We start from the raw sequence: 20,158 nt of genomic DNA on the forward strand, positions 1-20,158 counted from the left end.
TCGCGTGCTCACCGGCGTGCGCGACCGCCCGGATCGTCACCCGTTTTGGGGCCCGCTCTGGTCTCGACGGGGCGAGCCGGTCCAGCGTTCCCGGATCGCGGGCAGCGTGCCGTGGCGCTGCACCGTGGTCTGCGCGTCGCCGAGTACCCGAAACCGCCCGCCCCGCTCGAATGCTGCCCCGCCATTATTCTGTTGTGATGGCACATGTCCTGTCGGTCAATGTGTCGGCTCACGCGCGTAAGAACCCGGACACGAAGGCGCCGAAGCCGACGGGTATCGACAAGGTGGCCACCACGGAGACGGTGCAGGTGCGCTCTCCCGGGCCGATGCGTGAAGGCCTTGGCAGCGGTCTGGTCGGCGACACCATCGGCAATCAGAAGCTGCACGGCGGTGCCGACCAAGCCGTCTACGCCTACGCCCGCGAAGACCTCGACGAGTGGGCGGGGCGGCTGTCGCGGCCGCTGGCCAACGGCATGTTCGGCGAGAACTTCACCACCGTCGGCGTCGACGTCACAGGAGCCCGCATCGGTGACCGCTGGCGCGTCGGCACGGCGGGATTGCTGCTGGAAGTCTCCGCGCCCCGCACCCCGTGCCGGACCTTCGAGAAATTCCTGGACATCGACGGCTGGATCAAGACGTTCACCGCTGCCGGTAAACCCGGTGCGTATCTGCGGGTCATCGCGCCGGGGACCGTGCGGGCCGGCGACACCATCGAGATCGAGCACCGGCCCGACCACGATGTGACGATCGGCCTGGTCTACCGCGCCAAGATGTCGGATCCCAGCCTGCTGCCCCAGCTGGTGGCCGCCGATGCGCTCTCGGCCGAACTCAAGGCCTTCGTGGCTAAGCGGACCGGTCTAAGCGTCCTCGAGTAGATCCGGGGTGACGGCCGACTCGGTATCAGGGATGCCGTCCTGTTTTGCCTTCCGGTCGGCCATCGACAGCAGACGCCGAATACGGCCGGCCACAGCATCTTTGGTCATCGGCGGGTCGGCGAGCCGGCCCAGCTCCTCCAGCGAAGCCTGACGGTGTTCGACCCGCAGCCGGCCAGCGGTGGCCAGGTGGTCGGGCACCGTGTCGGCCAGGATCTCCAACGCCCGCTCAACGCGGGCCGCAGCGGCCACCGCGGCGCGGGCCGAGCGGCGCAGGTTCGCATCGTCGAAGTTGGCCAGCCGGTTGGCGGTGGCGCGCACCTCGCGGCGCATCCGCCGTTCCTCCCACGTCAGCCGGGTGTCCTGGGCGCCCATCCGGGTCAGCAGCGCGCCGATGGCCTCGCCGTCGCGCACCACGACCCGGTCGGTCCCCCGCACCTCGCGCGCCTTGGCGCTGACCCCGAGCCGCCGGGCGGCACCGACCAACGCCAGCGCGGCTTCCGGTCCAGGACAACTCACTTCGAGCGCCGACGACCGTCCCGGCTCGGTCAGCGAGCCGTGCGCGAGAAATGCGCCGCGCCACGCCGCTTCCGCGTCGCCGACGCTGCCGCCGACCACCTGGGCGGGCAGACCCCGCACGGGCCGGCCGCGCATGTCGAGCAGACCCGTCTGGCGGGCCAGCGCCTCACCGTCCTTGGCGACCCGGACCAGGTAGCGGGTGCTCTTGCGGATGCCGCTGGCCGACAGCACGTGCACCACCGCGTTGTAGCCGTATAGATCGTAGATGTCTTTGCGCAGCCGCCGGGCGATGATGCCCAGGTCCACTTCGGCCTCGACGACCACCTGGCCCGACACGATGTGCAGGCCACCGGCGAAGCGCAACAGCGAGGCCACCTCCGCGCGGCGGGCAGTCACAGAATTGACTGCCAACCGGCTGAGTTCGTCCTTCACCTCGGCCGTCATCGCCACGGGTCGTCACCTCTCGGTCCGTTTCCAGTTGGGCCTTGCACCCCATCCCCCTGTCCAATTCCTCCGGCCGGTTCGGACGCAGCCGACGGAAGGGAAGATGCCGCGGGAATCGTGTTCCGGGTACGCACACCGTCAAGTGCTGCAGCCAGCTTCGCCGGGTCATGTAAAGGTGTACCAGGTCTGGAGACGTCAGCAAACCGAACCGAAGCTTCCAGCAGGCTTGCGGTGCGGCGAAGTTGGTCACGCTCCCGTTCAGAGGGGACGCGGGCGGCGTCCACGATGATCTCGTCGACGGCGAAGCCCGGCGCATGCTGACCGAGTACGTGCAGATGACGCTCGGCGGAGAAGCCGGCGGTCTCCCCCGGCTCGGCCACCAGATTCAGCAGCAGGGCGCGACTCGCGGTGGTGGCTTTCAGCGCGGCCGCCAGCTCGGGCACCAGGACGTGCGGGATGACACTGGTGAACCAGGAGCCCGGCCCGAGCACCACCAGATCGGCCGTCATGATGGCATCGATCGCCTGTCGGGTCGCGGGCGGATCGCCGGGCAGCAGACGCACACGACGTACTTTGCCCGGGGTGGTCGCCACCGCCACCTGACCGCGGATCACCCGGCTCATCCGGGGGTCCCCGTCCAGACCGGACACGTCGGCCTCGATCTGCAGGGCGATCGGGCACATCGGCAGGACTCGGCCCTTGACCCCCAGGATGCGGCCCAGCTCATCGAGCGCGGCCACCGGATCGGCCAGCAACTCGTTGAGCCCGGCCAGCATCAGGTTGCCGATCGGGTGCCCGGCCAGCGCACCATTGCCCCCGAACCGATGCTGCAGGATGGTGGCCCACAGCCGCCCATGCGGACTGTCAGAAGCCAAGGCGGCCAACGCCATTCGCAGGTCACCCGGGGGCACGATATCCAACTCGCTGCGCAGCCGGCCCGACGATCCGCCGTCGTCGGCCACGGTGACCACCGCGGTGATGTCGTGGGTGAGGCGGCGCGCCGCCGAGAGCGTCGCATACAAACCGTGCCCACCACCGAGGGCGACGATACGGCTCATTCGCGACCCAGATCGCGGTGCAGCACGCGGACCGACAGATGCTCGTTGTGCTCGAGCAGTCCGGCGAGCGCCTCGGCCATGGCGACACTGCGGTGCTTGCCGCCGGTGCAGCCGATGGCCACGGTCATATAGCGCTTCCCCTCCCGCTGGTAGCCGTCGACGACGAGCCCCAGCAGCTGATGGTAGGTCTGCAGGAACTCCTCGGCACCAGGTTGGCTCAGGACGTAGGCACGGACCGCCGGATGCTGGCCGGTGTGCGGCCGGAGCGCGTCGACCCAGTGCGGGTTGGGCAGGAAGCGGACGTCCATCACCATGTCGGAGTCCATCGGCAGACCGTACTTGAACCCGAACGACTCAACCGTCACGCTGGTCTGCGCGACGACCTCCCCGCCGAAGGCCCGTTCGATGCTCTCCCGCAAGCCGTGCACCGACAGGGTCGAGGTGTCGATGACCAGATCCGCCGACGCCCGCACCGGGGCCAGCATGGATCGCTCGGCGGCGATGCCCTCGGCCAGCGTCTGGTTGCCCTGCAGTGGATGACTGCGCCGGTTGTTCTCGTACCGGCGCACCAAGATGACGTCGGAGGCTTCCATGAACAGCACCCGCGCGTGAATGTTGCGGGTGGCCAGCTCGATGCGCACCGACTCCAGGTCACCGGTGAAGCCACGAGAGCGCACATCCATCACCACCGCCAGTTTGGTGATCCGCGAGCCGGCAGCCAGGCCGAAGTCGACCATCCTGGCGATGAGTTCGGGCGGCAGATTGTCGGCCACATACCAGCCGAGATCTTCCAGAACTTTCGCGGCGGTTCCGCGCCCGGCCCCGGACAGACCGGTCACCAACACCACGTCGATACCCAATTCCTCGCCGGCCACTCCGGTGTGCATATTTTCGCCTGTGCTGTTTTCTCTCATCGCGTCGCCTGTTGAGCAGACTGATCTTCACCGACACGCTCGTCCACCACAGCCGATCCCGCCGAATCCACGCCAACGCCTAGCGCTTCCAGTACCGCGGCGGCCGTCGCGGCCCCGATGCCCGGCACCGAGGTGATCTCCTCGACGCTCGCCTGACGCAGTCTCGCCAGCGAGCCGAAGTGAGCCACCAGCGCCTTGCGGCGGATATCCCCGAGGCCGGGCACCGAATCCAGCGCCGAGGCCGTCATCCGCTTGGACCGCTTGCTGCGGTGGTAGGTGATCGCGAAGCGGTGGGCTTCATCCCGCACCCGCTGCAACAGATAGAGGCCCTCACTGTTCCTGGGGAGAATGACGGCATCTATCTCGCCGGGCACCCACACCTCCTCGAGACGCTTGGCCAGACCGATCACCGCGACGTCGGTGACGCCGAGATCGTCGAGCACCGCCTGGGCGGCGTTGACCTGAGGAGCGCCGCCGTCGACAACGTAGAGATTGGGCGGGTAGGCGAACTTGCGGGATTTACCTTCTGCGGTGAATTCCTCAATGGGTCGTTGCTGGTCCTGGACATGGCGGGTGAAGCGTCGCCGGGTCACCTCGGCGATCGACGCCACATCATCAGAACGCCCCTCACCGGCGGCCTCCTTGATCGCGAAATGCCGGTAGTCGGACTTGCGTGGCAGACCGTCCTCGAACACCACCAGGGAGGCCACCACATCGGTGCCCTGAACGTGGCTGATATCGACGCACTCGACACGCAGCGGCGCGTCGGCCAGACCTAGGGATTCCTGAATATTCTGCAGCGCAGCCGATCTGGCGGTGAAGTCGCCGGCACGCTTGAGCTTGTGCTGCTGCAGTGCCTCCTGCGCATTGCGGTGCACCGTCTCGGCAAGCGCCTTCTTGTCACCGCGCTGCGGCACCCGCAGCGCCACCCGCGAACCGCGCAGGCCAGCGAGCCAATCGCCGAGCTCATCGGCATTCGGCGGCAGGCACGGCACCAGCACCTCGCGCGGCACCGGGTTGGTGGCTTCATCGGCGGCGCCACCCAATTCGGCCTGGTCGCCATAGAATTGGGTGAGGAACTGTTCGACCAGCTGGGATTGCGCGGATTCGCCTGGGTCACCAGGCTTTTCGACAACCCAGCCACGCTGGCCGCGTACCCGCCCGCCCCGGACGTGGAAGACCTGTACGGCGGCCTCCAAGTCGTCGTCGGCGAAAGCCACCACATCGGCGTCGGTGCCGTCACCGAACACGACGGCCTGCTTCTCCAGGGCGCGCTTGAGTGCGGCAATATCGTCGCGCAGTCGGGCGGCCCGCTCGAAGTCGAGTTCGGCGGACGCGGCGTTCATCTGATGTTCCAGCTCGCGGGCGAAGCGATCGGTCTTGCCGGACAAGAAATCGCAAAAGTCTCCGACGATCTCGCGATGCTCCTCGGCACTGACCCGGCCCACGCATGGCGCCGAACACTTGTCGATGTAACCCAGCAGACACGGGCGCTCGATCTGGCTGTGCCGCTTGAAGACTCCGGCCGAGCAGGTGCGCGCGGGAAACACCCGGATCAGCAGATCGAGGGTCTCCCGAATGGCCCAGGCATGCGAGTACGGGCCGAAGTAGCGCACCCCCTTGCGCCGCGGACCGCGGTAGACGAATAGCCGCGGATAATCCTCGTTGAGCGTGACGGCCAGCACCGGGTACGACTTGTCATCGCGGTAGCGGACGTTGAACCGAGGGTCGAACTCCTTGATCCAGTTGTATTCCAGCTGCAGCGCCTCGACCTCGGTGGTGACCACCGTCCACTCGACCTTGGCCGCAGTGGTCACCATCTGGCGGGTACGCGGATGCAGTGCGGAGATGTCCTGGAAGTACGACGTCAGGCGGCTACGCAGGCTCTTGGCCTTGCCGACGTAGATCACTCGGCCGTGCGGATCCCGGAATCGATAGACACCCGGCTCGACTGGAATCGACCCGGGCGCTGGCCGGTACGACGCGGGATCGGGCACGCCCCCAGGTTAGTCGGAGTGTCCGACGGGCCGGTACCGGGCGAGCAGGTCGCGCAGGGCGTCCATCGACGCCACCGCCCGCTCACCATCGATCGATTGGATGGCGAGCACCGGAACGTATTCGTAGTCAGCCAGATCCACCCGGGCCCACCGGGCGCCCTGCGGGAACGACACGTCGACCACATCCCGCCACGGGACGACCCGCTCGGTCAGTAGGTTGCGCACCCCGATCCCGGCTCGCCCGACACGGACCCGCGGAGTTGCCAGCAGCAGGATCGCAGCAGCCAGGATCACCCCGAGGACAGCCATCGACACCTGGTCGGCGGTCTGGATGATGGCCCCGGTGTAACGGATCTTCAGCAGGAAACCGATCACGATCCCGGCCGTGGCGACGACGAAGGCAGCGATATAGGCGACATAGGGCGTCAGGCGGGGCCGCAGCACCACATCCCAGTCGCAGTTCGTCGTGGTCATGCCCCGCGCAGGTGGCGCAGCGTCAACGCGGTCGACAGTGCAGCAGCCGCGGCCTGCGCGCCCTTGTCCTCGGCCGAACCGGGCAGCCCGGCGCGATCGAGCGCCTGCTCCTCGGTGTTGGTGGTGAGCACTCCATTGGCCACCGGGGTCGATGCGTCCAGTGAGACCCGGGTCAGACCCTGAGTGACAGCGTCGCAGACATAGTCGAAATGTGGTGTCTGGCCCTGTATCACGACACCGAGCGCGACGACCGCATCATGCGTCCGCGCGAGTTCCTGTGCGACGACCGGGATTTCGATGGCGCCGAGCACCCGGACGACCGTCGGACTCGGCACCCCGGAGTCATCGGCCACCCGGCGGGCACCGTCGAGCAGAGCGTTGCAGATCTTCGAGTGCCATGTACTGGCCACGATGGCCAGCGACACCCCTGAGGCGTCCATCTCCGGGAAATCCGGGACGCCCGCGCCCGCGCTCACAAAGCTCCCCCGATATCGCCCGGGATTGCCTCGTCATAGTCATCGAGCCCGCTCAGGTCGTGACCCATCCGGTCACGCTTGGTCATCAGGTAGCGGATGTTCTCGGCGTTGGCCCGCACCGGCAGCGGCACCCGCTCGATGATGTGCAGTCCATAGCCGTCCAGGCCCACCCGCTTGGCGGGGTTGTTGGTGAGCAACCGCATCGAGCGCACCCCGAGATCCACCAGGATCTGCGCACCGATCCCGTAGTCACGGGCGTCGGCGGGCAGCCCCAGCTCCAGGTTGGCATCGACGGTGTCGGCACCGGCGTCCTGCAGTTGGTAAGCCTGCAGCTTGTGCATCAGGCCGATGCCACGACCCTCGTGCCCCCGCATGTAGAGCACGATGCCGCGACCCTCGCGGGCCACCATCGCCAGCGCCGCATCCAGCTGCGGACCGCAGTCACAGCGGCGCGACCCGAACACGTCACCGGTGAGGCATTCCGAGTGCACCCGCACCAGAACGTCATGGCCGTCGTTCTCCGGCCCGGAGATATCGCCCTTGACCAGGGCGACGTGCTCTACCTCTTCGTAGATGCTGGAGTAGCCGACCGCCCGAAACTCGCCGTGCCGGGTGGGGATCCGCGCCTCGGCGATCCGCTCGATGTGCTTCTCATGCTTGCGCCGCCACTCGATCAGGTCGGCGATGGAGATCAGGGCCAGATCATGCTCGTCGGCGAAGACGCGCAGCTCATCGGTCTGGGCCATCGAACCGTCATCCTTCTGGCTGACGATCTCACAGATGGCACCGGCGGGGTGCAGGCCGGCCAGCCGGGCCAGGTCGACGGCGGCTTCGGTGTGCCCGGGCCGGCGCAGCACACCGCCGTCCTTCGCGCGTAGCGGAACAACGTGGCCGGGCTTGGTGAAGTCGTCGGCAACGCTGCCCGGGTCGGCCAGCAGACGCATGGTGGTGGCCCGGTCAGCCGCTGAAATACCGGTTCCCACACCCTGTTTGGCATCGACGGTCACGGTGTATGCGGTGCCGTGCTTGTCCTGGTTGACCGCATACATAGGCAGCAGGCCGAGCGTGTCACAGATCTCACCGGACAGCGGCACACACAGGTAGCCCGAGGTGTAGCGGACCATGAACGCCACCAGCTCCGGCGTCGCCTTCTCGGCGGCGAAAATCAGGTCTCCTTCGTTCTCCCGGTCTTCGTCATCGATGACGACGACGGCCTTCCCTGCCGCGATATCGGCGACCGCCCTCTCGACGGTGTCCAGCCTCGTCATCGTTGCCGCCTGTCATTTCTCACTTGATGCTGCTGTAGACAGTATGAACCACCACAGGCGGCCCACTATTGCCCGTCCTGTTCAGCGGCCCGACCGGCGCCCGCGTCTTCGGATAACCGCAGGCCAGCTGTGCGGTGTGGCGTACGTGGCGGGACGGACCGCGGGGTGAACGACGGATGAACACTCAGGGCTCACTGCCCTATGGTTGACATCGGGGTGCCGGCCGTGCAGTCTCATAGCTTCGGAAGCGAAGCCAACACTGAGGAGTGCGATGAAGGGTCCGGGTCTTGATGTCGGCGTTCTCGGTGTGCTGCCCGTCCGAGCCGACCACTTGGACTCCGCCGCCGCGGTCGACAAATGGCTGCGGTCGGCGGGGTCGGTCGAGCGAATTCGTCAGGTCGGCGCGATGTCGCGGGATAAGCTCGCCCGCTTCGCGTCCCTGCTCGACGCCTCGACGGGTCCCGAGCTGCTCGGCTCGGTCGATCCCGACCTGGCCACCCGGATCGTGCGAGCGGCCGAAGTCACCCAGTCGGCGCGGTGGCTGGAAGCACTCGAAACCGACGAGGCCGCCGAAGTCCTTCGGCGGCTGACCAATTCGGCCCGAGAAAAGCTGCTCGCGCAGGTCAACGAGTCTCAGGCGCTGGTTCTTCGCGGGGCCTTGCGCTGGCCTGCGACCTCGGTTGCCGCCCACATGCTGCCCGACGTGTTCACCATTCCGGATTCGATCACAGCCGCCGAGGCGGAGGCCCTGCTGCGCACCCAGAGTGCGCAGGTGCGCAGCAGGGCGCGGGCCGGCGCTCTGATCTACGTGACCGATGACGACCTCCGGCTGACCGGGTTTCTGGAGTTCCAGGATCTGGTGCTGGCCCAGCCCGATCAGCCGGTGGCGGAGCTGAGCAGTGAAGATCCCGTCTGGGTTCGTCCCACGGTCGACGCGGAGCAGGCCGCCCAGTCGCTGGTCGACTACGAGCTGGCCGCGCTGCCGGTGGTCGACGAGCATCGCAGGCTGCTCGGTGTCCTTACCGCCGACGCCGCGGCCGACATCCTCGAGACGGAGGCGACGCGGGACGCCGAACGCCAGGGTGGTTCGGAACCTCTCGAGGTCCCCTACCTCCGCGCCTCACCGTTTCGGTTGTGGCGCAAGCGAATTGTCTGGCTGCTCGTGTTGTTCGTCGCCGAGGCGTACACCGGCACGGTATTGCGGGCGTTCGAGGACGAGATGGAGGCCGTCGTCGCGCTGGCGTTCTTCATCCCGCTGCTGATCGGCACCGGCGGAAACACCGGCACCCAGATCACCACCACCCTCGTGCGAGCCATGGGCACCGGGCAGGTTCGGCTGCGTGATCTGCCGGCGATCCTGACCAAGGAGATGTCGACCGGCTTCCTCGTCGCCCTCACCATGGCCGCCGCCGCGATCATCCGCTCGTGGACGCTGGGGGTCGGACCGCAGATCACCATCACGGTGTCCCTGACGGTCGCCGCGATCGTGCTGTGGTCGGCCCTGGTCTCCTCGGTGCTGCCGCTGATCCTCAAGAAGTGCAAGGTGGACCCCGCGGTCGTGTCGGCACCGATGATCGCCACCATCGTCGACGGCACCGGGCTGATCATCTACTTCTGGATCGCCCACGCCACGCTGCCGCAGTTGGCCGGGCTCTAGTTCCCGAAGGTCCTGGTGGTGCCATTCCACTGGACCCACGCCCGCGTCGGGTAGGTGTTATCGATTACGCCGTTGACGACCCGGTAGTAGCCGTCATAGACCGTGTAGGTCTGGATACCGGTCTGTTGGGTACCGGCGCCGTTGCTGTTGCCGGTCCAACTGAAGGTGTGCTGGCTCCCCGCGTTGATGGTCACCGACCCCCGAGAGAGGGTGTACCACGGGCTGCCCGTGCCGTTGTTGGACGTGTTCAGAGCACCGCTGAGAGAGTCGCCGTCGGCGTCGCTCAGCGTCGCCGTCGCCGTGCAGATGCCGAAGCCACACACCGGGCTGTTGGTGCTCATCGAGGGCGCGGTGTTCACCGCGTAGATGGGGACGTTGACCGTGGCATAGGCCGTGCCGCCAAACCCGTCATCGACCGCGACGGTGAATGAGTCGTCCACCGCCGTACCGGTCGCGCCAATCTTCGCCGCACCGTGGAAGTACGCCTGGTTGTTGGTGATCGTGTAGGTGTACGTGCCGTCTGCATTGAATGTCACCGTGCCACCGTTGGTGGTGGTCGTGACGGCGGCGTGGGTACTCGGATTGACCAGCGAGTAGGTGAGCTTGTCCCCGTCGGCGTCGGTCGCGGTGATCTTGCCGGTGGTCGTCTGCGTCCAGGTGCTCGTGTTCAAACCCCACTGCGCCGAGTTGGTGCTACCCGCGTTTATCGTTGTCTGGGAGATCGCGGGCGGGGTGTTGGGCACCGTCGGGCTGACGGGCAGACTCAGGGTGACCGTGCGGCCGTTGGCGTCGGTGGCGATCACGGTGACCATGTCGGCGGGCGACGTGGTGTGGCCCAGAGTCGAGTTGCGGCTGTAGGTGAAGGCACCGGTGGCCGCGTTGAACGACGTCACAGTGCCCTTCGTCGGGGCGGTGCCCAGGCTGTAGGTGAACATGCCGCCGTCCCCAGTCGGGATTGGCACCGAACCGCTTTCGACATTCTGCGTCGAGGTGTTGACATTGGACGGGGTGATCGAGGTGGTGTTGGGCACGGTGACCGTCGCGGTGGTGTTGCCGCCATGGCCGTCGTCGACCTGCACCTGGAAGCTCTGCGAGGTGCCAGCCGTCGAGCTCGAGACATACGTGAACGCGCCCGTCGTCGAGTTGAGGGTGACGATGCCCCCGTTGTTGGTGCCGTTTTTGGTGTAGGCGGAGTTACCGCTCAAACCGTTGACCGACGAGCTGACCAACGAGTAGGTCAACGCGTCACCGTCGGCATCGCTGCCGCCGACGGTGCCGCGCACCACGCCCAGCGCGTCGGCGCCGCTATTCGACGGGGATGCCGTCGGAGGGGTGTTCGTCCCATTGATGATCTGGATCTTGAAGGTGACTGTGTAAGGCGCGCCGTCCGCGGTCGTCACCGGAATGTTCACGGTGTCGTACCTATCGGCCGGGTTTTCCAAGGTTGCTTTGTGGAAGAACGCTGCGCCGGGAAGCGTGTTGGTGTAGGTGTATCCACCGCCGTAGGTGTTGATGGTCACCAACGCCCCGCCTGCCGAGGTGTAGGTATTCCCGTCCGCGGGCTGAAAGCTCACCGCGTTGCCGTCCTGATCGACGGCGGTGAACGCTCCCGCCGCGTACTCGGATTCCGAGCTGCCGCTCCCCAGGGTGTAGAGCCAACTCCCGTACCCAGTGCTGGTCGTGAAGGTCTCCAGGGCAGCCATCTGCTGGAACCGCTTGTACAGGCCGACCAGCGCGACGTAGGTCACGACCGTGAACGGATTCACTTGGGCCGCGGTCCAAGTCGGCAGAGTTAGGTTGAACGCATCTGTCGGATTGCTGTACGCACCCTTACCGAGGACTACAGATGCCGCGATCTTGGTGACGAGACTGGTGAGGTCACTGAGGTCACCACTGGTGACGGTAGCCCCAGTGGTCGCAGAGATGACATCGATCTCCCACTGGGCCGGGTTGTAGACATTGTTCAGCATGTCCGTCAGAACCGTTGCCGCCCCAGCGACCGCAGCACCCATGATCTTGTACGGCGTGATGATGCCGAAGGTGCCCGCCGCGGAGGTGATGGTGAAGGGCGGCACTACCCGGTTCAGGAAGTCACCCCACGCCTTGAGGGTGTCACTGAACGTATAGGTGGGGATCGCCGAGGTGACAAAAAGGTGCAATATGCCGATCAGATCGGGAACCCACCTGGCCGGACTGCCCACGCCCGCGTTCGCAACCAAGGAATCGAGCTGAGCGTCGGCGGCGTCGAAACTCCGATCAGCTTGGTAGTTAGTCACCGCGACGAACGGTTGCGGCAGTCCGGGCCACCCGGCGAGCCGGTTGAGTGCCCAGGTCAGAGCGCCGTCGAAGTACCACGCCCCCGTCCCGGCCGTGACTGTCGCAGCAGCGGTCGGCACCGCCGCCGCGGCGGCGGCCTTGGACGTTGCGGTTGCAGTCGGCACCGCCGCCGCGGCGGCAGCCTTGGACGTTGCGGTTGCAGTCGGCACCGCCGCCGCGGCGGCAGCCTTGGACGTTGCGGTTGCAATCGACGTGGACGTAGCGCTTGTCGCTGCGGCGGTGGAATTGCTGGTGGCCGTCGAATCTGTTGAGGCGGCAGTGACAACCACGCTCGTCTTTGTCGACACGGCGGTCGCAGTCGGTGAGTTGGTGCCCTTGGACGCGGTCGATGGCGACGCGCTGTTTGACGGGCCAGTGGGCCGGGGTTTGGCCGAACCGACGGCGCTGTGAGCGACGGTCGCGCTAGAAGCCTTGGCGGAATCCTCCGTCGAAGTCGGCTTCGAACCGGAATCCGACGACCCTCCGGCAGTGGCGGCCGCCGCCACGCCCTGGCCAGCACCTACCGCCAGGCCAAAGCCGACCGCGGCGGCCAGGATACCGTTGCGTGCCGCGCGCTTCCTGTTGCGTGCGACGACTCTCCGATGACGAGCCGCCTGATTTCTATGGCAACCTGTCTGCTTCTTCTTCGAAGTCATCGACACTCCCTACCGACGAGATGTGAGAACGCTACTTATTCACCTGTGCGTGAGTAGGTGCGCCCCTTTCCTGCTCTCGCAACGTAACACTGCCTCCATCGCCTCGCAAAGAATCCACACCGTCGAATGTGTCGCAACAACTCTGAGCTGTGCATTCGCTGTGACAATCGTCGATTTGGCGCGTCGGAGCGCCAAATCTAATTCTTGGGCCAGCAAAATGTTGCGCAGATCGGAGCGCGGTCGGCCAGGGCAGCGTTACGACCACCGTCCACGTAGAGGTGATGCGCAGCGCCCTACCAGGACTTGGTCGCCGAGACCACCGTAAGTGAAGCTGTAGCCATTGTGGACGAGTGAAAGGCTGTCCCCGTCAGCATCATCGACTTCAATCACGTTGATGTTGCCGTTGTCGTACTTGTCGACGGTCGGCGTCGGCCAACGTGTAGCTGCCTGCAGCCACGGTCACCGCGTTCCGACTAGGCATGGCGCCTAGACGGTATGGGGAGGCTGGGGCCTCGCCACATGTAAACGTGGGTTGCCGTCAGGAATTGGGTCCTGGCCGGTAGAGCCACAGATGTGGATGGAGGCCCCAGTGAAACGTCATCGTATGAGTGTTGGTTTGGATGTGCACGCACGTTCGGTCGTTGGATGTGCTCTTGACGGGGACACCGGTGAGGTGGTCGAACGTCGGTTGACCCCGAATTATCAGGATATTTTGGAATGGTTGCGGTCGTTGCCGGGCCGGGTGGCGGTGACCTACGAGGCGGGTCCGACCGGTTTCGGGTTGGCCCGGTTCTTGGTGGCGGCGCGGATCGTGTGTTTGGTGGCAGCACCCTCGAAGTTGCAGCGGCCGTCTGGTGATCGGGTCAGGGCGTGTCTGCTTAGTGTGAACGGTGTTGTGCTTGATGCTGTTTAGGTGCTGCGGACTGATGTGATTTCTGATGATTTGTGGTCGGTGATCGAGCCGGTACTGCCCTGCGGTCGCCGTCGGGGCCGGCCGTGGAACGATCATCGGCTGACGCTGGAAGGTATTATCTGGCGTTTTCGGACCGGATCTCCATGGCGTGATCTTCCCGAGCAGTTCGGCGCCTGGCAGTCAGTGGCCCAACGACATCTGCGTTGGTCCACCGATGGCACCTACGCACAGATATTCGCCGCGATCTCGCGCGTCTCCGCTCTCGGCGCCGATGACGCCGACGCCGATTTGGTCGAACTGCTGCTGGCCGTGGATTCGACCAGCGTGCGTGTCCATCAGCACGGCGCGGGTGCCCGCCCGGGTCGGCACACAGGGGGATCTGTCGAATTACAAGAAATACTCCGACGAGCCCGATGACCATGCGATCGGGCGTTCCCGTGGCGGATTGACCACCAAGATCCATGCGCTGGCCGACCAGCGGTGCAGTCCGGTAGTCATGTCACTGTCAGCTGGCCAAGCCGGCGACAATCCGATGCTGTGGCCACTGCTGGACCTGCTCAGTGACACCGATATCGACACGTTCCGCCTCCTGGCCGACAACGCCTATTCCCACGATTTGACCCGCGCTCGACTGCGGCAGCGCAAGATCTCCCACACCATCCCCGAACGCAGCGATCAGATCAACCGCCGCAAAGCCAAAGGCAGCAAAGGTGGACGGCCACCCGCATTCTCCGGACGAATCTACAAGCATCGCAACACCATTGAGCGATGCTTCAACCGCCTCAAACACTGGCGCGCGATCGCCACTCGCTACGACAAGTACGCTCTGAGCTACCTCGGCGGAGTCACCCTAGCCGCAATCATCACCTTCCACCGTGTCCGCAATTAGCAGACACGACCTAGACGTCGGGAGCGCCCTACCAGGACTTCGTCGTGCTCGCCGGCGTGCTGGTGACCACGCCGTTGTTGACGACGTAGTAGCCGTCGGTGACGGTGAGCGTGTTGCCGCCCCACAAGGTGCTGGTCGAAACTCCACGACCGCCGAAGGTGAAGCTGGAGCCATTGTGGGCGAATGAAAGGCTGTCCCCGTCAGCATCATCGACTTTAATCGTGAGGACGTTTCTGAGGGACTTCGAGCCACCTGAGATCGTCGGCGCGCTGTTGGTCGCGTACACCGCCACCTTTACTGCGGTAGCGGTGCTACCTCCGTAGCCGTCGGCGACCGTGATGTCGACGTAGTCGTTCACATCACTGTCGGCGGCACCGATCTTGGCCGCCTGGTGCGACTGCGCGTTGCTCACAGTGCGGGTATAGGTGAACGTTCCGTCGCCCTTGAGCACCACGGTGCCACCGTTTCTGGTGCTGAGCGTGATGGTGTTGGTGCCGGTCGGGGCGGCCTGTCCGTTGATCGTCATCGCGTCGCCGTCGGCATCGCTCCATTGGATCTTGCCGGTGGTGGTCTGCGTCGTCCCGCTGCGAGTTCCGACCGTCGGCTGTGTGATGACAGACACGGCAGGCGCATTGTTACTCACCGACGGGGCGACGTTGATCGTCGCGATGATCACGGACTTGCCGGTGGAATCGGTCGCCGTGATGGTGAACGAATCGCTCGGGGACGTGCTGTGACCCAGGCCCGCCGTCCGGGTATAGGTGTAGGTGCCGTTGGCGTTGACCACCACGGTGCCCTTCGACGGGCCGCTGCCCAGGCTGTACGTCAGCCCCAGTCCGGTGTCGCCGGCCGGGACGTCGAGCGAACCATTCGTGACACCCGCGACCCCGTTGGTGTTGGTCTGCGGCGACGGCGTCGTCAGCCCGTTCAGGGTGACCGTCGCCTGCGTAATGCCCCCATGGCCGTCGTTGACGAGCACCTGGAACGTATCCGACGTGGCTCCCGCGTTCGGGGTGTACACGAACGAACCGTCCGAATTGATCTTGATGATGCCGCCACCGGAGCCGTACACCGAGCCGTTCGTGGCGCCGACCATGCTGTAGGTGAGGCTGTCGCCGTCACCATCGGCACCCGCGATTTTGCCGCGAACCACACCCATGGCCGAGGTGGTCCTGTTGTTCACCGTTCCGCCGTCGACCGTGGGCGGTGCGTTGAGCTTCGCGATCGGGACCGAGTACGTCACCGCGGTGGTGGCGCCGTAACTGTCTTTGACATTGATGGTGAACGTGTCGCCCGGGTCACCGTCGACAGCGTGGGTATGCCAGTAGCTGTTGTGAACTCCGAAGGGAGCGAACACGTTCTTGTCGTAGGTGAACGTGCCGTTCGCGCTGACCGTGATCGACCCGCCCTGAGCAGTGGTGTACGTGCCGGCAGCGAACGTCACCGGATCGCCATCGGCGTCCGTCGCGTGCAGCGTGCCCGTCGTGTGCTGCTCGTCGCGCGGACCGCCTCCCGCGTTGTAGGTCGGCGCGCCAACGGGAGAGTCGGTGGTCAGACCCGTGCCCACCGGCGCGCTGTTGCCCAGGGTCGCGTTGACGTTGACCACAGCGACGGTGACCGTCTTCCCGGTGCTGTCGGTGCCCAGGATCGTGAACGAGTCCGTCGTCGGCTGCGATCCAGCCGTCGCCGACCTGGTGTAGACGAAAGTGCCGTCGGCATTCACAGTCACCGTGCCCCTGGCGGGGTTGGGACCGGTGCCCAGGCTGTAGTTCATCAGCCCGACGTCGGCACTGCCCGTGGGGATGGCCAGGCCGCCGGTCACCGTGCCGGTCCGGGTGTTGAAAGTGGTCACCGGCGACGCGGAGCTCACCGGCACCGACACGGCAGTCGTATAGGTATGGCCGAAGCTGTCAGTGCTCGTCAGCTGGAACGAGTCCGTCGTCGCGCTCGATGCCCGGTTCGGGGTGTAAATATACGCGCCGGTCGCCGAATTGAGTTTGATGATGCCGCCGTTGGCGGTGTACGCCGTTCCCCCGCTGGCGCCGTTGAGCGTATAGGTCGTCGGGTTGTCCGGACTCGCCGGTGTAGAGACCACACCGCGAACCACGCCCAGCCCGGAGGTGCTCGTGACCGTGTTGGTCATCGTCCCCACGGCCTGGTTGTAGTAGACCGTGACGGTGACCGTTTTTTTGGTTTCGTTGCCGTTCGGCATGTACGGCTGGGAGACGCTGATCTGGCCATCGCCTTGGGCGAGAACCGTCATGGTGAACGTCAGAGTCTTGGGGGTCGAGGGGCCCAGTGGATTCCAGTCCCAGACCTTCCAGTTCATCCGCCCGTTGGTACCGTCCACGACAGTGACGGTGAACCGGCTGTCATTGGGTTCGGTGAAGCCGAACGAAGTGATCGGGTCACCGTCGGGATCGTAGAACTGCACGTATCCCGACACTGTCGTGCCGCTATCACCCGGCAGATGCTGGCTGGTCTGCTGCATGTCCGTCACCACGGGTTGGTGGTCGGTCGCCACCTCCGCGAACCGGCGGAAGATCGCGACCACGACGACGTACATGGCGAGCGATACCGGGTTCGGCGCTTGACCGAGGTTGACCTGCATGTCCAGGACCTTTTTCGGGGCGAGGAAGGCAGACCGTGCAGCCCCGATGACACCGTCCATGTCGTCCGTGGTAAGCCCGTAGAGGATGGGGTTCGAGGCGATTTTGTAGATCGCTTGGGCGAGGCTCCAACCCTCGTCTAGCCAGTGGTTGATGTCGGCAGTCTGGGAGGTGTTCATCAGCGTGATCGCTCCGGCGAGCACCGCGCCCGACACGGAGGCCAGGGTGATAATCGACGGCGCACCGTCCGCCATCTTGAACGGCGGCACGAACTGGTTGATAAGGCTTCCCAGCGCATTCAACCCGTACGACAACCTGTCGACAGTGATGCTTGACACGAAGAACATGTTCAGAATGTCGATCGGCGTCTTGAGCCACGCGTTAGCCGCCGAAAGTGGCGCTGCCAGAAGGGCATCCAGCTGCGCACCCCAGGCATCCAGCGATGTTTGGATGTCGTAGCGCGCCGGGGTGGTGATTGGTCCCGCGTCGCCCTGAACGATCGACAGATCGCCGTTCATCGACAACGCGGCAGCAGATGGGGCCCTGGAGGCCACAACAGCAGCCGCGGAAGGGGCGCTGGCGACACTCCTCGCGGAGGTCACTTTTGGATGGATAGCGTCCGACGTTGCCGGCCCATCCGTCGCTGTCGCCGTCGTTGAGGAGTCAGCGGTCGGCACTGTCGTGGGATCCGGCTGAGCGGTCCCATCGGTGGTGCCGGTGGCGCCGGTGGCGCCGGTGGCGCCGGTGGCGCCGGTGGTGCCGGTGGTGCCGGTGGTGCCGGCGGTGCCGGTGGTGCCGGTAGTGTCTGTGGTGCCGGTAGTGTCTGTGGTGCCGGTGGTGTCTGTGGTGTCGGTCGAAGTACCGGCTGCGGCGAGTGACCGGGCCGAGCCCGATGACCGGACGACCGTTGTGGAACCGCTGTTGGAGTTCGAGGCCGGTGCCTTGGCTGTCGGTCGGGTGCGTGCCGGGCCAGCCGCTGCACCGGTGCGGTTCGACGTCGCAGAGTGGCTGGAATTGCTCCCCGAGTTACCCGCAGAATGCGGTGCTCCGGAGTCCGACGACCCGCCGTCCGGGGAGGCTGCGGCAATGCCCTGGCCGACGCTCACCGCCAGACCCAGGCCTACCGCAGCCGCGAAAATCCCGTTGCGAGCCGCGCGTTTCTTGGCGCGAGAGACGACCTTCCGATGGCGAGCAGCCTGCTTGCTGTGACGACCTGCCCGTTTCTTGGAACTCACAGACCCTCCCCGACGTGCGCGCCACTCTGTTGACACCGAAACGTAACACCCCGCTCACAGGTTCGCCAAGGTTCTGTCCCAGGAAATTGACAAGAAGCTTGTGAAATGAACATTTAGGAGGCGACAGGCGTCGGCGTGTCTCACGCAGTGGCGATCGTGTTTCAGTCGCTTAAATCAGGAGATTTACGCATACCGCGCTGCGGAGTCGGGCAAAGCACGGCTCAACGGCGGTCGGCAGCAGGCCGTCGTGGTTGACCGTGACAGTTCCCAGCCCTCACAAACGATGCGCCGAGGCACATTGGCGCTCTTCTGGCACCATTGAGACGCTGACCGGATTCCGCCGGAAGTCAGCCTTCAGCAAACACCCGTACCTGATCAAGCGATTAGCTGACACGGATCAGATGCTCACTGGGTCACCGCAGCTCACCGCTCGCGATCGGCCAGCAACCGTTCGACATACTTCGCGATGACGTCGACCTCGAGATTCACCAGCGTCCGGAGGCCAGAGCGACCCAGAGTGGTCAGCGAAAGGGTCGTCGGGATCAACGACACCTCGAACCAGTCGTCACCAAGCCCGGAGACCGTCAAGGAGATGCCGTCGACGGTGATCGAACCCTTCTCGACGACGTACCGCGACAGCTCGGCCGGCAGCGCGATCCGCACGACCTCCCAGTACTCGAACGGCGTACGGGACACCACCCGCCCGGTGCCATCGACGTGCCCCTGGACGATGTGCCCGCCGAGACGGCTGTTGATCGCCGCGGCCCGTTCCAGGTTCACCGCGCCGCCGACACCGACAGCGGCCAGGCTGGACCGGTTGAGCGTCTCGGCCATCACGTCGGCACTGAACTGCCCGCCCGGCAGCACGTCGACGACAGTCAGACATACACCGTTGACGGCGATCGAGTCGCCGTGGCGGGCATCGCTGGTCACGACAGGGCCGCGGATGATGAACCGGGCCGAGTCGGCCAGCTCCTCCTTGCCGACAACCTCACCCAGTTCCTCGACGATTCCGGTGAACACGCGCTCAATCTAGCCCGGCCCCGGCGACACTCGCTTAGTCCCACTAAAAACGCAGCTAGCGGCCCATATCACCGGCTCCACCCCGCCTGGTGGCGCCGATCACGTCGGCTCGACCCTCTACGATGCACCTATGCCGACGCGCCGCCGAATGTATGCCGTCCTTGTCGCCCTCTTCGCCACAGCAGCCCTGTCCGTCGCCGGCTGCTCGTCATCGTCGAAGCCATCCGAACCGCTACCGGACGCCGCCGGGCTGCTGCAGCAGTCGATCGCGGTCACCAAGGGCCTCAAGAGTGCCCACCTCGACATCACTGTGGGCGGCAAGATCGACGGCCTGCCGGTCAAGAAGCTCGCCGGCGACCTGACCAACATTCCCGCTGTCGCGGTGTCCGGCAATTCCACGATCTCGATGGGCGGCTCGGACGTCGATATCCAGCTCGTCGTCCTCGACGGCACTCTATACGCGGCGCTGACCCCGAACAACTGGTTGGACATGGGCCCCGCCAAGGACATCTACGACCCGTCGGTGGTCCTCAACCCGGACAACGGCCTGGCCAACTGGCTCGCCAGCATCACCGACGCCAAGTCCAACGCCAGCGAGACCATCAATGGCGTGGACACCGTGCGGATCAGCGGCAAGGTCAGCGCCGACGCTATGAACAAGCTGATTCCGCTCAAGGCGACCAATCCGCTGCCCGCCACCGTGTGGATCCAGAAGGCCGATCCGCATCAGCTGGTGCAGGCCAAGACCGACACCGGCAACGGCGGCAGCATTCAGATCACGCTGTCCGAGTGGGACAAGCCGGTCACCGTCACCAAGCCCGCCGTCTGACGGCCTGAG

General features: G+C 65.6%; 15 protein-coding genes and 2 pseudogenes. 7 read left to right on the forward strand and 10 right to left on the reverse strand.

The annotated features are described in order from the left end of the window. Positions 1 to 197: 197 nt before the first annotated feature. Complete coding sequence (locus tag G6N13_RS21730; RefSeq protein ID WP_163700386.1) at positions 198 to 875, forward strand: MOSC domain-containing protein; 678 nt, start codon at positions 198 to 200, stop codon at positions 873 to 875. Here G6N13_RS21730 and whiA read toward each other — a convergent pair. From whiA to G6N13_RS21765, 7 genes are read right to left on the reverse strand one after another with little or no spacing between them, the layout of a single operon-like run. Beyond that, positions 858 to 1,835 (reverse strand): DNA-binding protein WhiA, encoded by a 978-nt coding sequence (gene whiA / locus G6N13_RS21735; protein ID WP_163702414.1) that lies wholly within the window; start codon positions 1,833 to 1,835, stop codon positions 858 to 860. The two genes, G6N13_RS21730 and whiA, sit on opposite strands and share 18 nt — an antisense overlap. After that, the gene (gene yvcK / locus G6N13_RS21740; protein ID WP_163700390.1) at positions 1,832 to 2,893 is read right to left on the reverse strand and encodes a uridine diphosphate-N-acetylglucosamine-binding protein YvcK; all 1,062 of its coding nucleotides are present in this window, start codon (positions 2,891 to 2,893) and stop codon (positions 1,832 to 1,834) included. The genes whiA and yvcK overlap by 4 nt, the downstream gene beginning before the upstream one ends. Then, the gene (rapZ, locus tag G6N13_RS21745; protein WP_163700394.1) at positions 2,890 to 3,807 is read right to left on the reverse strand and encodes an RNase adapter RapZ; all 918 of its coding nucleotides are present in this window, start codon (positions 3,805 to 3,807) and stop codon (positions 2,890 to 2,892) included. The genes yvcK and rapZ overlap by 4 nt, the downstream gene beginning before the upstream one ends. Next, the gene (gene uvrC / locus G6N13_RS21750; RefSeq protein WP_163700397.1) at positions 3,804 to 5,804 is read right to left on the reverse strand and encodes an excinuclease ABC subunit UvrC; all 2,001 of its coding nucleotides are present in this window, start codon (positions 5,802 to 5,804) and stop codon (positions 3,804 to 3,806) included. Before uvrC ends, rapZ begins: the two co-directional genes overlap by 4 nt. Positions 5,805 to 5,813: 9 nt before the next feature. Continuing rightward, positions 5,814 to 6,278 carry a PH domain-containing protein gene (locus tag G6N13_RS21755; protein WP_163700399.1) on the reverse strand — a complete coding sequence of 155 codons (465 nt, stop codon included), beginning with the start codon at positions 6,276 to 6,278 and terminating at the stop codon, positions 5,814 to 5,816. Next, positions 6,275 to 6,754, reverse strand: coding sequence for a 6,7-dimethyl-8-ribityllumazine synthase (gene ribH, locus G6N13_RS21760; RefSeq protein WP_163700402.1), 480 nt, complete (start codon positions 6,752 to 6,754; stop codon positions 6,275 to 6,277). Before ribH ends, G6N13_RS21755 begins: the two co-directional genes overlap by 4 nt. After that, on the reverse strand, positions 6,751 to 8,022 hold the full coding sequence (locus G6N13_RS21765) for a bifunctional 3,4-dihydroxy-2-butanone-4-phosphate synthase/GTP cyclohydrolase II (protein WP_163700404.1): 1,272 nt from the start codon (positions 8,020 to 8,022) through the stop codon (positions 6,751 to 6,753). The genes ribH and G6N13_RS21765 overlap by 4 nt, the downstream gene beginning before the upstream one ends. Positions 8,023 to 8,293: 271 nt before the next feature. Between G6N13_RS21765 and mgtE the strand changes: the two genes are divergently transcribed. After that, positions 8,294 to 9,679 (forward strand): magnesium transporter, encoded by a 1,386-nt coding sequence (gene mgtE, locus G6N13_RS21770; RefSeq protein WP_163700406.1) that lies wholly within the window; start codon positions 8,294 to 8,296, stop codon positions 9,677 to 9,679. Here the strand turns inward: mgtE and G6N13_RS21775 are convergent. After that, positions 9,676 to 11,955, reverse strand: coding sequence for an Ig-like domain-containing protein (locus tag G6N13_RS21775; protein WP_235677857.1), 2,280 nt, complete (start codon positions 11,953 to 11,955; stop codon positions 9,676 to 9,678). The genes mgtE and G6N13_RS21775 overlap by 4 nt on opposite strands. A 94-nt stretch (positions 11,956 to 12,049) precedes the next feature. Here G6N13_RS21775 and G6N13_RS25480 point away from each other — a divergent pair, with 94 nt between their 5' ends. From G6N13_RS25480 to G6N13_RS21790, 3 genes and pseudogenes are all read left to right on the forward strand, one after another. Then, a complete protein-coding gene (locus G6N13_RS25480) occupies positions 12,050 to 12,406 on the forward strand; it encodes a hypothetical protein (protein WP_163694299.1) in 357 nt (118 codons plus the stop codon). Positions 12,407 to 13,228: 822 nt separating this feature from the next. Beyond that, positions 13,229 to 13,519, forward strand: a pseudogene (locus G6N13_RS25485) (IS110 family transposase); the annotation flags it as partial. Between the two features lie 45 nt (positions 13,520 to 13,564). Next, a pseudogene (locus tag G6N13_RS21790) lies at positions 13,565 to 14,453 on the forward strand (IS5 family transposase). Positions 14,454 to 14,481: 28 nt separating this feature from the next. On the opposite strand, the gene G6N13_RS21795 reads toward G6N13_RS21790, so the two are convergent. Beyond that, positions 14,482 to 17,616 (reverse strand): beta strand repeat-containing protein, encoded by a 3,135-nt coding sequence (locus tag G6N13_RS21795; protein WP_220096766.1) that lies wholly within the window; start codon positions 17,614 to 17,616, stop codon positions 14,482 to 14,484. A 154-nt stretch (positions 17,617 to 17,770) separates the two neighbouring features. On the opposite strand from G6N13_RS21795, the gene G6N13_RS21800 reads away from it, so the two are divergent. Next, positions 17,771 to 18,271, forward strand: coding sequence for a hypothetical protein (locus G6N13_RS21800; protein ID WP_163700416.1), 501 nt, complete (start codon positions 17,771 to 17,773; stop codon positions 18,269 to 18,271). A gap of 449 nt (positions 18,272 to 18,720) precedes the next feature. On the opposite strand, the gene G6N13_RS21805 is transcribed toward G6N13_RS21800, so the two are convergent. Further along, a complete protein-coding gene (locus G6N13_RS21805; protein WP_163700418.1) occupies positions 18,721 to 19,320 on the reverse strand; it encodes a riboflavin synthase in 600 nt (199 codons plus the stop codon). 130 nt (positions 19,321 to 19,450) lie between these two features. Between G6N13_RS21805 and G6N13_RS21810 the strand changes: the two genes are divergently transcribed. Continuing rightward, on the forward strand, positions 19,451 to 20,149 hold the full coding sequence (locus G6N13_RS21810; RefSeq protein ID WP_170310463.1) for an LppX_LprAFG lipoprotein: 699 nt from the start codon (positions 19,451 to 19,453) through the stop codon (positions 20,147 to 20,149). Positions 20,150 to 20,158: the final 9 nt, after the last annotated feature.

Source organism: Mycolicibacterium sarraceniae (genome assembly GCF_010731875.1).
GTDB classification, from domain to species: Bacteria; Actinomycetota; Actinomycetes; order Mycobacteriales; family Mycobacteriaceae; genus Mycobacterium; species Mycobacterium sarraceniae.

Bases quoted from the DNA above. Each gene is read 5' to 3' on its own strand.
- G6N13_RS21730 (WP_163700386.1), top strand. From the start codon at position 198: ATGGCACATGTCCTGTCGGTCAATGTGTCGGCTCACGCGCGTAAGAAC.
- whiA (WP_163702414.1), bottom strand. From the start codon at position 1,835: ATGACGGCCGAGGTGAAGGACGAACTCAGCCGGTTGGCAGTCAATTCT.
- yvcK (WP_163700390.1), bottom strand. From the start codon at position 2,893: ATGAGCCGTATCGTCGCCCTCGGTGGTGGGCACGGTTTGTATGCGACG.
- rapZ (WP_163700394.1), bottom strand. From the start codon at position 3,807: ATGAGAGAAAACAGCACAGGCGAAAATATGCACACCGGAGTGGCCGGC.
- G6N13_RS21755 (WP_163700399.1), bottom strand. From the start codon at position 6,278: ATGACCACGACGAACTGCGACTGGGATGTGGTGCTGCGGCCCCGCCTG.
- G6N13_RS21765 (WP_163700404.1), bottom strand. From the start codon at position 8,022: ATGACGAGGCTGGACACCGTCGAGAGGGCGGTCGCCGATATCGCGGCA.
- mgtE (WP_163700406.1), top strand. From the start codon at position 8,294: ATGAAGGGTCCGGGTCTTGATGTCGGCGTTCTCGGTGTGCTGCCCGTC.
- G6N13_RS21810 (WP_170310463.1), top strand. From the start codon at position 19,451: ATGCCGACGCGCCGCCGAATGTATGCCGTCCTTGTCGCCCTCTTCGCC.